Raw genomic sequence first — 13,557 nt, forward strand, 5'->3', positions numbered from 1 at the left:
CGCCTCCCGCTGCTAACGGCCCCTTCGTCTAGCGGTCTAGGACGTCGCCCTCTCACGGCGAAAACACGGGTTCGAGTCCCGTAGGGGTCACCAGGCACCTTCGCGTGTTTCATATTTGCTGCCTCGCGGGCAATTTTCCCTTTTATTTCATCGCTTCTTTGCGCACCTTGCCGTTATTGGCTTGAAGGAAAGGTGCGCCGTGCGGGCAGCTTTGTGGACGATCTTGGCGCTTGCCCTTGCGCCTTCTGCGGCCGGCGCGCAGCAGGCAACCGATCGACAGGCACCCTCCGCCGCATCCGAAACCGCCGGTGACTCGATCGTCGTCACCGGTCGCCCGGTCCCGGAGCGCAAGAAGATCCGCGCGCTCGCCCGCGCGGTAACGCCGCCGGTTCCGGACGGACAGCCGCTCCAGCGTTTCGATTCACCGATCTGTATCGGCAGCAGCGGCCTTGCCCCCGCCACGCTGCTTGCCATCGGCGACCGTATCGCAAAAGACGCGCAGCAAGCGGGCCTGACGCTCGCGGGTGACGGGTGTAAACCCAATATTCTCATTCTGTTCGTCGACGATGTTGAAGGGGAAATTGCCAAGCTCAGCCGGCGGCAATGGGCAGTCTTCGGCGATCGCACGCCCAGTGAAATTCGCCAGATCGTTCGGGAATTCGGACCCGTGCGGGCTTGGCACATCAGCGAAATCCGTAGCGCCGATGGCGACCGTGTTCAGCCGAACGGCAGTGTGAAAGTCTCCGCCGCTTCAAGACTGGTCTCCCCCACGCGCCGGGAGACTCTTGCGTCAGTCGTGTTGGTCGAACGAAAGGCCGCCATTGGCAAGACAACCAACCAACTCGGCGACTATCTGGCGATGCGGACGCTTGCGGTCGTCATTCCCAAGCGCGCGAGCGGCAAAGATTCGATCCTGACCTTGTTCGACCCGACGACAAGCGGCACGCCGGCGGAGATGACCGCCTTTGACCGCGGCTATTTGCGCGGGTTGTACACGGGCGCGCCTAATCTTTTTGCCAGCACGCAGCAAAATCAGATCATCCGCGCCGTTCTCAAGGACCAGGAAACGACTGCATCAAATAGAAAGCAGAAGTAGGGAGACTTACTTCTTCACCAATCTTTTAAAAATGGGGATTGGCAAAACTTCCAAAAGACCTGTCAGCGCTTCCGCGGCTTGGGGCTGCGGAACCAGAAGGTCCAGACGGCCAGGCTTCCCAGCATCGCCATCGCCAGTCCCGACAAGGTCATCACCAGCCGATAGGCAATCCCGCCGACCTTGCCCGCGTGCAGCGGATAGGCCCCGTTGAAAACCTGCGTCCCCCGCGGCAGAGCCAAGGCATCCGTAGCGGAAAGCAGCCGTCCGTCGCCCGCATCGAACGCCAGCAGCGTCCGCCCGTTGGGCAGCCATTCGGCGGCGCGCTTCATGCGGATCACGATGGGTTCGCCCGCCTTGCGCGGCAGCGCGAGGATGCGGATCTGCGCGTCGGGAAAGCGGGCATGTGCCGTGCCGATGATCGCCCGCCAGTCGGGATGCGAGGCAAGCGGGCCACTCGCGACGCTGGGAGGGCGGTTGGCGGCCAGTGCGGCATTCGGCGCCCCGAACGGTGCGATGACGATCGCGGCAAAGGGCTTGAACACCATCATCGTCCCGGTCACCGCAGAGAGCAGCAACAAGGGCGCAACGACGATCCCGAGGTCGCGGTGCTGCATGACGATCATCGGCCGGCTGAGCCGCTTGGGCCACAGCCGAAACCGGAAGGTTCGCCGCGTCCGCCACCACAGGATCGCCCCGCTGATCACGAAAAACAGCCCGGCGAGGCCCGCAATGCCGATCACGGTCTCGCCGACATCACCCGCAAACAGGTGATGATGCAGGTCGAACAGCCACAATTCGGGCCGCTCCCACTGGCTGTGCCAGCGCAGCACCACCTGCCCCGCCTGATCGGCATAGGCCCCGGCATCGTGCCCCGCACGGAGCTGGTTCAGCCCGAAACGGTCGCTCGCATAGACGATCGACTGCGCCTTGGGCTCGGCGGCGAGCATCCGCCCGGTCGCCGCCGCGATCGCCGCAGGATCATCGATCCGCGCGTCGCCCGCATGCGGCAACCATAACCAGCTTTCCTTGTGAACGAGGATCGCCCCCGTCAGCCCCAGCATCGCCAGCACCAGCCCCAGGGTGCCGCCGACCCAGCGATGCGCGAGATCGAGCCACTTCATCAGAAACGATAGTCCCACCCCAGCGTGAAGCTGCGCCCGCGCCCGGCAAAGAAGCTGAGATTGTCCGTCGGCAGCCGCGTGTCGGAGCTATAGTCGATATACTGCTTGTCGAGCAGGTTCGAGACGCTGAACGTCAGCCCGCCGATGCGCGTCTGATAGCGCAGATAGGCGTCCACCAGCGTGTAGCCGCCGAAATCATTGTCGGGCACGCGCTTCTTTCCCTTGAACGTGCGTGCGAGGAAAAAGCGGCTTTGCAAGCGGGCGCTGAACGGTCCGCTGACATAATCGGCAGCCAGGTTGAGCCGGTCGGGCGAGATGTTGGTACCGTCGAGATCGGTATCGACCTTGCCGTCAGGCACGTCGTCGCTGTCGTACTTGCCGGCGAGATGCGCATAGCCCAGATTGACCCGCAACCCCGGCACCGGCAGCCTGACGCCCAGGTTGAGTTCCAGCCCCTCGATCTCGACGCGCAGGCGCTGGACGTCGAAGATGCCGCCCGGATTGGCGATGAGCAGTTGCCCCTTGTCGCTCGAAGACCAGAAATAGGCGATCGACCCGTCGATAGGGCCGCGCTTCACCTCGGCGCCGATCTCGCGGTTGTTCGAAACGATCGGCGCGATGTCGAGGAAATTGTCGATGCTGACGTTGGGCTTGCTCACGGCGCGGGTGATCCGGCCGACGTCGGGGACGGTATAGCCCTCGGCATAGCTTGCATAGGCGCGGATACCGGCAAGCGGCTCGACCACGACGCCCCCGTTGAACAACGTCGCGCTGAACGTCGGGGCACCGCCCTTTACGGCCACCCCGCCCGCCGGATTGGTGGTCGAGGCGAGCGTATGATAGTCGTCGATCTTGATCTTCACATCTTCGTGCCGGACCCCGCCGGCCAGCCGCAGCTTCCCGTCGAACAGCGCAAGATTTGCCTGAAGGAAGGGCGCGTAGCTGCGAAAATCGCTCGGCGGCACCCAGGTGCGGCCGGTAAGGATCAGTCGTTGCTCGGTGCGATCGGTCAGCACGTCGAGGCCGATCGTGGTGGTCAAAGCCTCAAATCCCGGGATCGCGCGTTCATAGCTGATCTTGCCCCCGATCTTGCGCGAACGGTTCTCCGACTGGTCGATCAGCGTGCCGATCGGCGCGATGCGCACGTCCTGGAAGGTCGAGATCGCCTTGGGCTCAGCGCCGAATGTGTCGTGCGTGCGGTTCCAGAAGATCTGGGTCACCAGATTGCCGCCCCACAGCCCCGTGTCGGTATAGGACAGCGCCACGCTCTCGGTCCGGCTCGCCGCGGCGCTCCCCGGCGGATTGCCGCGGACGGCGCTGGTCGGAATGCCCTTGCGCCGGTCGCCGTCGAGCGGGACGAAGTCGCCGTCGTCCTGCATCTTGTACCGGCTGGCGATCAGATCGAAGCGCCCGGTGTCGCTCACCTGGTATCCGATGCGCGCGAACAGCGAGAGCGTGTTCGAATCCTGGGTCTCGCCCTGGGTGAGGTTGAGCCCCACGCGACGCCCGTCACCGTCATAATAGACGCCGCGCCGTTCGAACGCCGCGCCCGCCGCGATGTCGAACCGGCCCGCCTTATACTCGAGCAATCCCGCCGCCTTGCCGCCGAGACCGTCGCTCTCGAAGCCGTCGCCGCTGCTGCCCTGAAGCAGGACGCGGCCGCCCAGCCCCTCTTTCTTGGGAGCGCCGACGGTGACCTGGTTGACGATCCCGCCGGTGCCGCCGATCCCCTGCAACGCATTCGAACCGTAAATCAGTTCGACGCGGTCGACGAAGAAGCCGTCGATCGTGAAACCGTCGCGGCTGCCGTCACGCAGCGGCGTCGACTGGGGGATGCCGTTGATCGCATAGAGCGGCGAGCGCCCCCGCAACGTTTCGCCCGCGCCCGACAGCTTCTGGCGCGTCGGCGAAAACGAAGGCGTCAGGTTGGACACCGCGTCGGTAACCGAACCCGAAATCGCGACCTGCTGATCGAGCGTCGTCTTGTCGATGATGTCGACGGTCAGCGGCAACGCGTTGGGCGGCAGAATCGTGCGCGCGGCGGTCACGACGATCTCGGAGGGATCTTCGTCCGGCGTCGCCGGTCGCTGCGGCCCGTCCTGGCCATGGGCGACGGCGGGCAAGGTCAAGGCAAGCGCCAGCAACGGCAGCGACGACAGCGAACGGAACGCGCAAGATGACATGGACGGACCCCTTATGCCGCGCTCTCCGACGACGCGGCTTGAATGGGCGGCGGTTAGCAGTGCCATGGATGTATTGCAAGTAACTCGCAAAAGCACAAATGCAGCCCTTGCGTCCCCGCTGCCTGCTGTCTGGTTGGGCAAGTCGGCGGAGGATGCGGATGTGGCGCGTTGATTGCGCGACGCGCAACAATCCTCCCCCTCAACGACCATTGCGCGCATCGAACGAACCGCGCAGTCTGGAACGACATCACGGGGGTCGCCATGAGAAGAGGGATTTTTCGCCTGCACGCGCTGGCCACGCTGCTGGCGTCGTCGTTATTGTGTCACGCGCCTGCGCATGCGCAACAGGCCCCGGCTCCGGCAAGTCGCGCGCTGGTCGGCGCCTCGGTACTGGATGTGGAGACGGGAAAAGCCATCCCCGACGCGGTGGTGGTGATCACCGGCGAACGCATCGCTGCGGTAGGGCCGGCGGCGACGACCCCGATTCCGGTCGAGGCAAGGATCGTTCGCCTGCCGGGCAAGTGGCTGATTCCCGGGCTGATGAACATGCACGTCCATCTGGGGCTCAAGCTCCCCGGCGCGGCCGGCGCCGCCCTGGTCGGCGAGACCGATCCCGAGCAGGTCCTGCGCATGGCGGCCAATGCGCGCCGCTCGCTTCTCTCGGGCGTGACGACACTGCGCCTGGTTGGCGAAGATCATGGGAACGACTTCGCGCTCAAGCAGGCGATCGATTCGGGCGAGATCGTCGGGCCGCGGATCGAAACCGCGGGCGAGGTCATCGTCCCGACGGGCGGACACGGCTCGCTGGAAGCCGACGGCCCCTATGGGCTGGTCAAGGCGGCACGCGAACAGATCAAGCGTGGCGCCACCTGGATCAAGATCGCCATCTCGGGCGGAATTTCGGACTCGCATGGCGCAATCGCCGCCGCGCCGATGACCGACGACGAGTTGCGCACGCTGATCGAGGTCGCGCACCGCAACAATGTGCGGATCACCGCACATAACGGCTCGCCCGTCGCGGCGGCGCAGGCGGTCGGGTTCGGGATCGACGGGTTCGAGCACGGCTATCACCTTGATCGCGCGGTGCTGCAGGAAATGAAGCGCAAGGGAACATGGCTCGTTCCCACCATCGTCGTGACCCAGCCCGGGGCGCTTCCCTTCTATCGCAAGATCGGGTCGCCCGACTGGTATCTTCAGCGCGTTGCCGAGACCGGCGAGGACCATTGGCGAACGCTGCAGACGGCGATCGGGCTTGGGGTCAACATTGCGCTCGGCACCGACCAGTTTCCGTTCGAACCCAATAGCGGAACCACCGCAACGATCGAGGAGGCCGAACTCTATGTGAAGGCCGGGATGACGCCGCTGCAGGCATTGCAGACCGGCACGATCAACGCCGCCCGGATGCTGGGCCGCACCGACATCGGCCGGATCCGGACGGGCGACTATGCCGACATCGTCGCGGTCGACGCCAATCCCGCGGCAAATATCGCCGCATTGCGCACGATCAGCTTCGTCATGAAGGGCGGGATGATCGTCCGGGACGACGCAGAGCCGGGAGCGATCGACCAATGACCGAACCGTCCGCACCACGCGATGCGATCCGCACAGCCGGTCGTCGCTGGCACTACCTGTTGTTGCTCGTGCCCTTTGCCTGGCAGGTCGGCATGCTTCCCGTCGCCAACGCGGTGCGATGGTCGTTCGCCGGCATTCCCTTTCCGATGCTGTGGCAGATGGCGGGGATCGTCGTCGCGACGATCGCGATCGGCCTTACCTTTCACATCGACCGCAAGCGCGCGGATGCGAGTACGGCGGGAGAGGCACCGCGATGATCCTCGCATGGACGCTCGCGGTCGTGATCGCGACCGTGATCGGCGCGCTGACCTATGGGATGCGCCGCAGAAAACAGCGGTCCGTCGCCGAATGGGCAGTGGGCGGACGGAGCATGGGAACGCTGATCTTCTGGTTTCTCAACGCCGGCGAGATCTACACCACCTTCGCCGTCCTCGGCATTTCCGGCTATGCCTGGGCCTATGGCGCGCCCGCCTATCTGGCATTCTGTTCGGTCTCGCTCAGCGCAGCGGTGGGTTATTGGCTCACGCCGCACATCTGGCGCGCCGGCAAGGCCGGGGGGCTGATCACCCAGGCCGATTTCTTCGCGGCGCATTATCAGGCGCGCTGGCTCGGCATCGTGGTGGGGCTCGCCGGAATTGCCGCGCTGATCGTCTATGTCCAGATTCAGATCACCGCGCTGGCGCTCGTCCTGCGCCTCTCGCTTGCCAACGGCATTTCGAGCGCGACCGCCGCGATCGCCGCAGCGGCCCTGATGCTGCTCTTCGTCTTTTCCGCAGGGCTGCGGTCCGCGGCATTCGCGGCAGCGGTGAAGGACATCCTGATGATCGCGATCGTCATCGTGTTGAGCCTGACGGTTGCCGGCCATGTCGGCGCATCGTCGATCGCCGACCTGCTCCACCGCGTCGAACAACTTCATCCCGGGATCGGGCGCCTGCCCGGTCGCGCGCCCGAAGCAGGCCTGGGAACGGTATGGATGATGACCGCGGCCGTGAATGTGGCGCTTGGCACCTATGTCTTCCCGCACATGTTCCAGCTCAGCTATGCCGCGTCGGACGTCTGGGCGATCCGCCGCAATGCGGTGTTCCAGCCGCTCTATTCGCTCTCCTATTTCTTCATCATCCTGCTCGGCTTCGGCGCGCTGCTGGCGGGAACGATGCCCCCGGGGGGCGACCTCAACGCGGTGCTGCTTCAGTTCGTTGCCGACCGCTATCCCGCCTGGGCAGTCGGCATCTTTGCCGGAACCGCCTGTCTTTTGGCGCTGGTCCCGGGGTCGGTCCTGTTGCTGACCGCCGGATCGATCTTTGGCCGGAATGTCGTCCTGCCGTTCTTCCCGCGCCTGGGGGACGGTGCCGTGCTGATCCTGTCGCGATCCGCGATGGTGGTCTTCGCCGGCGCTGCGGTGTTCCTGACGATCGGTGCAACGCAGTCGCTCGTCGACATCGGTCTCGCTGCCTATGCCTCGATCGGCATGCTGGCGCCGGGCGTGTTCTTTGCGTTCCTGTGGCGGCGGACAGGCGCCGTCGCGGTCCTGGCGGGAATGGTGGTCGGCTATGCCGTACTGCTCGTGCCCCAGGCGCGGCCGCTGTTCAGCTGGTTCCCCGGATGGGACAAGGGCCTTGTGGCGATGCTCGCCAATGCGATCGTCGTCGCGCTCGTGACGCTCATGATCAAACGGCCAAAAGCATCGGCAGGCACCACTGCCCTCACGCAGGATTCTCCCGCCCCGGCCATGTCTTGACCCGCTTTTCCAGCGCGGCGAGCATCCGTCCGGGCGGGCCGTTGAGTTGACGTCCCACCCGGTGGATCAGGCTGATCGTGGTGTGTTCCAGATCGGCCTCGACCAACGGTCGCGCGACCAGCGTGCCTTCCTCGAGTTCGGCAAGGACGCTGATCGGCGGAAGCACCGTCACCAGCCGGCCCTGCCGGGCAATCTCGCGCATCACCTGGATCGAGCCGGTGGTGAGTTCGGGTTGGAGCCACACGTTGCAGCGTGCCTCTGCCGCTGCCAGCGCCTGCCGGATCCGGAACCCCTTGGGCGGCAGGCAGGACGGCTGGGTCGACAGCACCGACAGGGTAACGTCACGCTCGCGCGCGATCGGATGCCCGGGCGCACAGATCACCATCAGCGGCTGCAGCGCCGACGCCCGGATGCGGATCTTGGGATCGTTCTCGTTCTGGAAGATCAGCCCGATATGCGCCTCGTCGTTCAGGACCTGACGCACAATCTCGGCCGTCGTCCCGCTGACGATCGAAACCTCGATCCCGGCGTTCGCACGCTGATACTGTTCGATGATTTCGGCAAAGGATCGGCCGAGAAACCCCTCGCCCACCGCCAGGTCGACACGTCCGGTCCGCGATTCGCGGAGGTCGGCGAGACGGTTTAGGAATGCCTCGCGATCGGCCATCTTGGCACGGTAATAGTCGAGCGCAACCTGCCCTGCCGGCGTGACCTTGATCGTCCTGCGTCCGCGCTCGATCAGGGGGACGCCATATTCCAGTTCCAGCTGTGCGATCTGCCGGCTGATCGACGATACTGCGACCCCGATCTTGTCGCTTGCCAGCCGCATCGTTCCCAGCATGGCCGCTTCATAGAAATACATCAGCGCAACGTCGGACATGGTCGCTCACCTCCGCCGCCTAATTTGCACCGATCGCAACGATGTTCAACATTCGTTGTTATTGCAGCCGAAACAATGCTGTCGTCAAAGAGGGATCGGATTTTGACGGTGCAGATAGGGGGCATCCTTGGACAAGCGGTCGATCGTCGATTGGCACGGTTATATCCCGGCCATCACCACGCCGTTCGAAGCGGGCGGGGCGATCGACTTTCCGGGCTTTGCGCGGCTGCTCGAATGGCTGCACGCCGAAGGGATGCACGGCCTGCTCGTCGCCGGCACGACGGGCGAGTGGACGTCGATGTCGGCCGAAGAGCGCTGCCGCCTGTTTGCAGCCGCCGGTAACCAGCTTGGCGGCCGGTTGCCGCTGCTCGCGGGATGCAGCGGCTTCACCGCACGCGAAGTGCTTCAGTTTGCGGAGGCTGCCGCTGCGGCCCGCTTCGATGGCATCGTCGTGACCCCGCCCCCCTATATTCGCCCGGGCGAGCGCGAATTGCTCGCCTTCTACACCGAGATCGACCAGGCCACGCCGCTTCCGGTCTGCATCTACAACTGGCCGCCGGGAACGGGCATCGACATGCCCCTCTCCCTCCTCGAACGTCTGACCGACCTGCCCAAGGTCGTCGCGGTCAAGCAGTCGACGAGCCACCTCGATCGCTTCGTCGCGACGTTCTTTGCGCTGCGCGACAAGGTGCGTATCTTCGGCCATGCAATGGATGAGCACGGCCTTGCCCTTCTTGAAGCGCGTGGTGGCGACGGCACGATGGGCGCCGGCGCGGTGCTGGGTCGCGTGCATCCCGGCTTTTACGAGAACCTCTGGGCCGGCCGCATCGACGCCGCCCGCGCCTGTGGCCAGCAGGACCGCGTCCTGATGGACGCCTGGTACACGCCCGAACTGGTCGGCCGGTTCGGTTCGGGGCCCGCCATCCTCAAGGCGGCGCTCAATGCGCAGGGACTGCCCGGCGGGTACGTCCGTCGCCCGCTGCTCGACGTCGACGCTGCGGCGTGCGACGAAATCCGGGAGACGTTGATCGGGTTGGGGCGGATTGCTGGCTAGCTTCGACGTCCTGATCGTCGGCGGCGGGCTCGTCGGTTGCGCCGCCGCATGGCACCTCGCGGCGGGCGGCGCACGCGTCCTTCTGATCGATCAGGGCGCGTTGGGGAGCGGCGCATCGGGCCAGAATGCCGGATCGCTCCACTTCCAGATCGAGCGTCGCTTCCTCGAGCGTGCCGGCGGCCTGGGCGAAGAGGGCGAGCGCACCGCGACGCTCAGCCGGATCGCGATCGAGGATTGGCGCACGCTCGAGCAGCGCCTCGGCACATCCCTCCATGTCCACATGACGGGCGGCCTGATGGTCGCCGAGAGGGCCGACCAGGTCGAGTTGCTCGAGCGCAAGGCCGTGCGCGAGCGCGCGATGGGGCTGGCCGTCGAAACCATCGACGGTGATGCCGCACGACGGCTTGCGCCCTACCTCTCGACGCGGATCGTCGCCGCCAACTTCATGGGCGACGAAGGGCATGCCGACAGCCGCATTGTCGCGCCCGCCTTTGCCCGCGCCGCGGCGGCGGCCGGCGCGACGATCGAGACCGGCCAGCGCGCCACGGTGATCGAACGCCGCGCCGGCGGATTCAACATTGCGATTACCGGGACGACCGGCTCGCGCCAGGTCGCTGCGGAGAAAATCCTGATCGCGGCCGGGGCGTGGTCCGCGCGCGTCGCAACGCTCGCCAACCTCCACTTGCCGCTTGTGCCGGTTGCGCTGACGATGAGCGCAACCGAGCGGACCGGTTGGCCCCTGCCCCATCTGGTCCAGCATGTCGGAAGGCGACTTTCGCTCAAGCAGACCCACGCCGGCAACCTGCTGATCGGCGGCGGCTGGCCCGCACGGCTGCGGCGTGACGGCGACCGCTTCGACCTGTCACGACCACCGGAACTGATCCACGCGGCGCTGCGCGACAATCTCGTCGCGGCGACCGACACGGTGCCCGGCGTTGCGGCGCTCAATCTGGTCCGCACCTGGACCGGGATTACCGGCGTGACGCCCGATCAATTGCCGATCGCCGGTGGTTTTCCGTCGGTTCCCGGCCTCTATTGCGCGGCCGGCGGATCGGCATTCACGCTGGGGCCGACCTTTGCCCGGCTGATCGCCGACCAGATGCTCGACCGCAACCGGGCGGAAGCCGAAGAACTGCTCGCCGTCGCCTCCCCCGCACGCTTTGCGAGCCTCAACGGATTCATGGGATGATGCCCAGGCAGATGATCGACATCCGGCGGGGAGAGTCGTTGACGATTGAGGTCGATGGCCAGCGGCTCGACTGTTTCCGGGGTGAAACCGTCGCGGCGGTTCTGGCAGCGGCCGACCGCCCGACGACCCGTCGCGATGGCGGCGCGCGACTGCGAGGCTTCTGGTGCGCCATGGGCACTTGCGCCGAGTGTTTCGTCGAACGCGTCGACCTTGTGCCGCCGCGCCGAGTGCGCGCGTGCCTGCAGCCCGTGGAGCCTGGAATGCGGATACGAACGGGAGCCGCAGGCGATGCATGAAGCAGGGCATGGCCCCTCCCCCTTCGATGTCGCGATCATCGGCGGCGGTCCGGCCGGACAGGCAGCTGCGCTCGTTCTGGCCGAAGCGGGGGCCCGTGTTGCGGTACTTGACGAACAGCTGCGCCCTGGCGGCCAGATTCTACGCCAACCGCCTCGCGAATTCGTGCTGCCGCGCTGGATGCGCGGACCGACCTACCAACCGCTCAGGAAGCAGCTGGCGGCTTTTGAGGCACAATCGGCGCTGCGATGGTGCGGTGGCCATTCGGTGATCGCGATCGAGGGGGTGTGCGATGCCTTCGCCGTCATCACAACGTCCGGCGCAGGCGCCACGCGGATCGGCGCCCGACGGGTCCTGATCGCCGCAGGCTGTTACGACCTCCCCGCCATGGTCCCGGGCTGGACGCTGCCCGGCGCGATGGGTGCAGGCGGCCTTCAGGCGCTCATCAAGTCCCAAGGCGTGATGCCGGGTGGGCGGATCGCGCTGGCCGGAACACACCCCTTGATGCTCATCGTCGCGACGCAGATTCTCGCGGCTGGCGGGCAGGTCGCGGGGGTGCTGTTCGAACAACCGTTCGCGACGCTGTTCCGCACGGCGGCGGGCATGCTGGCGCAGGTCGCGACCAATTCCCGCCCGCTGCGTGATGCGACGATGGCGATAACGCAGCTGTGGAAGGCGGGCGTCCCCGTCCGCTTCGGGCAACAGCTCCATGCAATCGACGGGCGCGCGCGAGTCGAGCGTCTCAGGTTGGTGGGTTCTGCCGGCCGCGACGCGGTGATCGAGTGCGATGCCGTCGGGCTGTGCTACGGTTTCCTGCCGCAATCGGATCTGGTTCGCCAGGCGGGCCTCGACGTGCGCTGGGCAGCGCCGGCGGGGGGCTGGGCGGCGACACACGACGACTGGTTGCGCAGCAGCATCGCCGGTATCGCCGTGGCGGGCGAAACGACCGGGGTCGCAGGGGCGCCGGCGGCACTTCAGGCAGGACGGATCGCAGGTGCCGGCCTTGCCGCCGACCTCGGCCTCATCGACCAGGCCGCGGCGGAGGCGATCCGCCGCCCCGCCGACCGGGCGTGGCGGCGCGCGCGGCGCTTTGCCGCCCATCTCGACCGGCTGGCCGACCCGTCATCGGCGCTCCGCCGCCTGGCTGGGGCGAACACGATCTGTTGCCGCTGCGAGGATGTCGACAGCGCACGGCTGCGCGAGGCCATCGCCGCCGCGCCGGATCCCAATGCCGTCAAATTGGCCACGCGCTGCGGCATGGGACTGTGCCAGGGACGGAGCTGCGAGCACATGTTGATCCGCATGGTCGCCGAACATCGCCGCCTGGACCCCGGCGAGATCCGCCCCTTCACCAGCCGCTTCCCCGCCCGGCCGACGCCGATCGGCGACCTGATCGCGTAAAGCTTGCGCACGGCGCAACGATCTTCGCCGCAGCGCCGCATTGCTGCACCGCAACGCGCTTCTAGGATGGAGCCATTCCCTCCTGCGGAGACAGCGATGCACGCGACCGACCGCCCCAGATTTCTCGCCGCCGACCACGTGTCGTTTACCGTCCCCGACCTGGAGGCGGCGATCGCCTTTTACGTCGAGGTGTTCGGCGCGAGCGAACTCTTCCGTCTCGGCCCCCTCGATGCGGACGCGATTCCGCGCGACGCGGCGGGGCGGGACTTCATGGATACGCATATCGGTATCCCAGGCGCCTGCCTGACGCTGGCGATGCTGCGGCTGACGGAGAACCTGAACCTGCAACTCGTGCAATATGACAAGCCGCACGACCGAAAGGATGCGAGGCCCCGTCATTGCGATGCGGGCGGCCATCATCTGGGCCTGCGCGTCGACGATGTCGAACATGCCGCACGCTATCTGGCCGATCACGGCTGCACCGTTCAGCAGATCATCGCGATCACCGATGGTCCGCTGGCGGGCAAGAAGAACCTCTATGTTCGCGACCCCTTTGGCAATCCGCTCGAAATCGTCGACTGATCCAGGAGATTTGCCCGTGCCCAACCAACGCATCAATCCCGCCGACCTCTACGACAGCGTCAGCTACGGCTTTTCCCATGCAACGCTGAGCGAAGGGCGGCGCACGCTCCACCTCGCCGGGCAGGTGGCATGGAATGCCGATGGCGCACTCGTCGGTGCGGGCGATCTGGCTGCACAGACGCGGCAGGCGCTCGCCAACCTGAAGGCCGTGCTCGCTGCCGCCGGAGCGGGGCCGGAACAGGTGGTGCGGCTGCGCACCTATGTTGTCGACCATAGCCCGGACAAGCTGGGCGTCGTGCTGCCGGAAATTGCCGCTTTCTACGCGGGCGCCACGCCGGCGCCGAACACCTTTCTGGGGGTCGCGGCACTCGCGCTGCCCGATTTCCTGGTCGAGATCGAAGCGACTGCGGTCCTCGACTGAGCCAGATCCGGAACCGGAACGGGCGG

Annotated in this window: 13 protein-coding genes and 1 tRNA gene; 11 read left to right on the forward strand and 3 right to left on the reverse strand. The window is 66.3% G+C overall.

The window, feature by feature from the left end; all coding sequences use genetic code 11:
- Positions 1-17: 17 nt before the first annotated feature.
- Positions 18-93: transfer RNA gene (locus ACT3CF_RS11215), tRNA-Glu, on the forward strand.
- 130 nt (positions 94-223) lie between these two features.
- Entirely contained in the window at positions 224-1,096 is an 873-nt protein-coding gene (locus ACT3CF_RS11220) for a hypothetical protein (RefSeq protein WP_478422739.1), read from the forward strand.
- Between the two features lie 62 nt (positions 1,097-1,158).
- Here the strand turns inward: ACT3CF_RS11220 and ACT3CF_RS11225 are convergent, their stop codons facing one another.
- Complete coding sequence (locus ACT3CF_RS11225; RefSeq protein WP_478422741.1) at positions 1,159-2,217, reverse strand: PepSY-associated TM helix domain-containing protein; 1,059 nt, start codon at positions 2,215-2,217, stop codon at positions 1,159-1,161.
- Complete coding sequence (locus ACT3CF_RS11230) at positions 2,217-4,400, reverse strand: TonB-dependent receptor (protein WP_478422743.1); 2,184 nt, start codon at positions 4,398-4,400, stop codon at positions 2,217-2,219. The genes ACT3CF_RS11225 and ACT3CF_RS11230 overlap by 1 nt, the downstream gene beginning before the upstream one ends.
- Positions 4,401-4,661: 261 nt before the next feature.
- Between ACT3CF_RS11230 and ACT3CF_RS11235 the strand changes: the two genes are divergently transcribed.
- The 3 genes from ACT3CF_RS11235 to ACT3CF_RS11245 are packed head-to-tail and all read left to right on the forward strand — an operon-like array spanning position 4,662 to position 7,710.
- Positions 4,662-5,972 (forward strand): amidohydrolase family protein, encoded by a 1,311-nt coding sequence (locus ACT3CF_RS11235; RefSeq protein WP_478422745.1) that lies wholly within the window; start codon positions 4,662-4,664, stop codon positions 5,970-5,972.
- On the forward strand, positions 5,969-6,229 hold the full coding sequence (locus ACT3CF_RS11240) for a DUF3311 domain-containing protein (RefSeq protein ID WP_478422747.1): 261 nt from the start codon (positions 5,969-5,971) through the stop codon (positions 6,227-6,229). The genes ACT3CF_RS11235 and ACT3CF_RS11240 overlap by 4 nt, the downstream gene beginning before the upstream one ends.
- A complete protein-coding gene (locus ACT3CF_RS11245) occupies positions 6,226-7,710 on the forward strand; it encodes a sodium:solute symporter family protein (protein ID WP_478422749.1) in 1,485 nt (494 codons plus the stop codon). Before ACT3CF_RS11240 ends, ACT3CF_RS11245 begins: the two co-directional genes overlap by 4 nt.
- On the opposite strand, the gene ACT3CF_RS11250 is transcribed toward ACT3CF_RS11245, so the two are convergent.
- The gene (locus ACT3CF_RS11250; protein ID WP_478422751.1) at positions 7,676-8,590 is read right to left on the reverse strand and encodes a LysR family transcriptional regulator; all 915 of its coding nucleotides are present in this window, start codon (positions 8,588-8,590) and stop codon (positions 7,676-7,678) included. The genes ACT3CF_RS11245 and ACT3CF_RS11250 overlap by 35 nt on opposite strands.
- 127 nt (positions 8,591-8,717) lie before the next feature.
- Here ACT3CF_RS11250 and ACT3CF_RS11255 point away from each other — a divergent pair, with 127 nt between their 5' ends.
- From ACT3CF_RS11255 to ACT3CF_RS11280, 6 genes are read left to right on the forward strand one after another with little or no spacing between them, the layout of a single operon-like run.
- Positions 8,718-9,644: a dihydrodipicolinate synthase family protein gene (locus ACT3CF_RS11255; protein WP_478422753.1), complete on the forward strand. Its 927-nt coding sequence runs from the start codon at positions 8,718-8,720 to the stop codon at positions 9,642-9,644.
- Positions 9,634-10,833, forward strand: coding sequence for an NAD(P)/FAD-dependent oxidoreductase (locus tag ACT3CF_RS11260; protein WP_478422755.1), 1,200 nt, complete (start codon positions 9,634-9,636; stop codon positions 10,831-10,833). Before ACT3CF_RS11255 ends, ACT3CF_RS11260 begins: the two co-directional genes overlap by 11 nt.
- An 11-nt stretch (positions 10,834-10,844) precedes the next feature.
- On the forward strand, positions 10,845-11,129 hold the full coding sequence (locus tag ACT3CF_RS11265; RefSeq protein ID WP_478422757.1) for a (2Fe-2S)-binding protein: 285 nt from the start codon (positions 10,845-10,847) through the stop codon (positions 11,127-11,129).
- A complete protein-coding gene (locus ACT3CF_RS11270) occupies positions 11,122-12,528 on the forward strand; it encodes an FAD/NAD(P)-dependent oxidoreductase (RefSeq protein WP_478422834.1) in 1,407 nt (468 codons plus the stop codon). The genes ACT3CF_RS11265 and ACT3CF_RS11270 overlap by 8 nt, the downstream gene beginning before the upstream one ends.
- Positions 12,529-12,531: 3 nt before the next feature.
- Positions 12,532-13,110: a VOC family protein gene (locus ACT3CF_RS11275; RefSeq protein WP_478422759.1), complete on the forward strand. Its 579-nt coding sequence runs from the start codon at positions 12,532-12,534 to the stop codon at positions 13,108-13,110.
- A gap of 16 nt (positions 13,111-13,126) precedes the next feature.
- Positions 13,127-13,531: a RidA family protein gene (locus tag ACT3CF_RS11280; RefSeq protein ID WP_478422761.1), complete on the forward strand. Its 405-nt coding sequence runs from the start codon at positions 13,127-13,129 to the stop codon at positions 13,529-13,531.
- Positions 13,532-13,557: the final 26 nt, after the last annotated feature.

It is taken from the genome of Sphingomonas chlorellae (assembly GCF_056485145.1).

Excerpts from the sequence above, each read along its gene's own strand:
- ACT3CF_RS11225 (WP_478422741.1), bottom strand. The coding sequence starts at position 2,217 with ATGAAGTGGCTCGATCTCGCGCATCGCTGGGTCGGCGGCACCCTGGGG.
- ACT3CF_RS11230 (WP_478422743.1), bottom strand. The coding sequence starts at position 4,400 with ATGTCATCTTGCGCGTTCCGTTCGCTGTCGTCGCTGCCGTTGCTGGCG.
- ACT3CF_RS11235 (WP_478422745.1), top strand. The coding sequence starts at position 4,662 with ATGAGAAGAGGGATTTTTCGCCTGCACGCGCTGGCCACGCTGCTGGCG.
- ACT3CF_RS11240 (WP_478422747.1), top strand. The coding sequence starts at position 5,969 with ATGACCGAACCGTCCGCACCACGCGATGCGATCCGCACAGCCGGTCGT.
- ACT3CF_RS11245 (WP_478422749.1), top strand. The coding sequence starts at position 6,226 with ATGATCCTCGCATGGACGCTCGCGGTCGTGATCGCGACCGTGATCGGC.
- ACT3CF_RS11250 (WP_478422751.1), bottom strand. The coding sequence starts at position 8,590 with ATGTCCGACGTTGCGCTGATGTATTTCTATGAAGCGGCCATGCTGGGA.
- ACT3CF_RS11265 (WP_478422757.1), top strand. The coding sequence starts at position 10,845 with ATGATCGACATCCGGCGGGGAGAGTCGTTGACGATTGAGGTCGATGGC.
- ACT3CF_RS11270 (WP_478422834.1), top strand. The coding sequence starts at position 11,122 with ATGCATGAAGCAGGGCATGGCCCCTCCCCCTTCGATGTCGCGATCATC.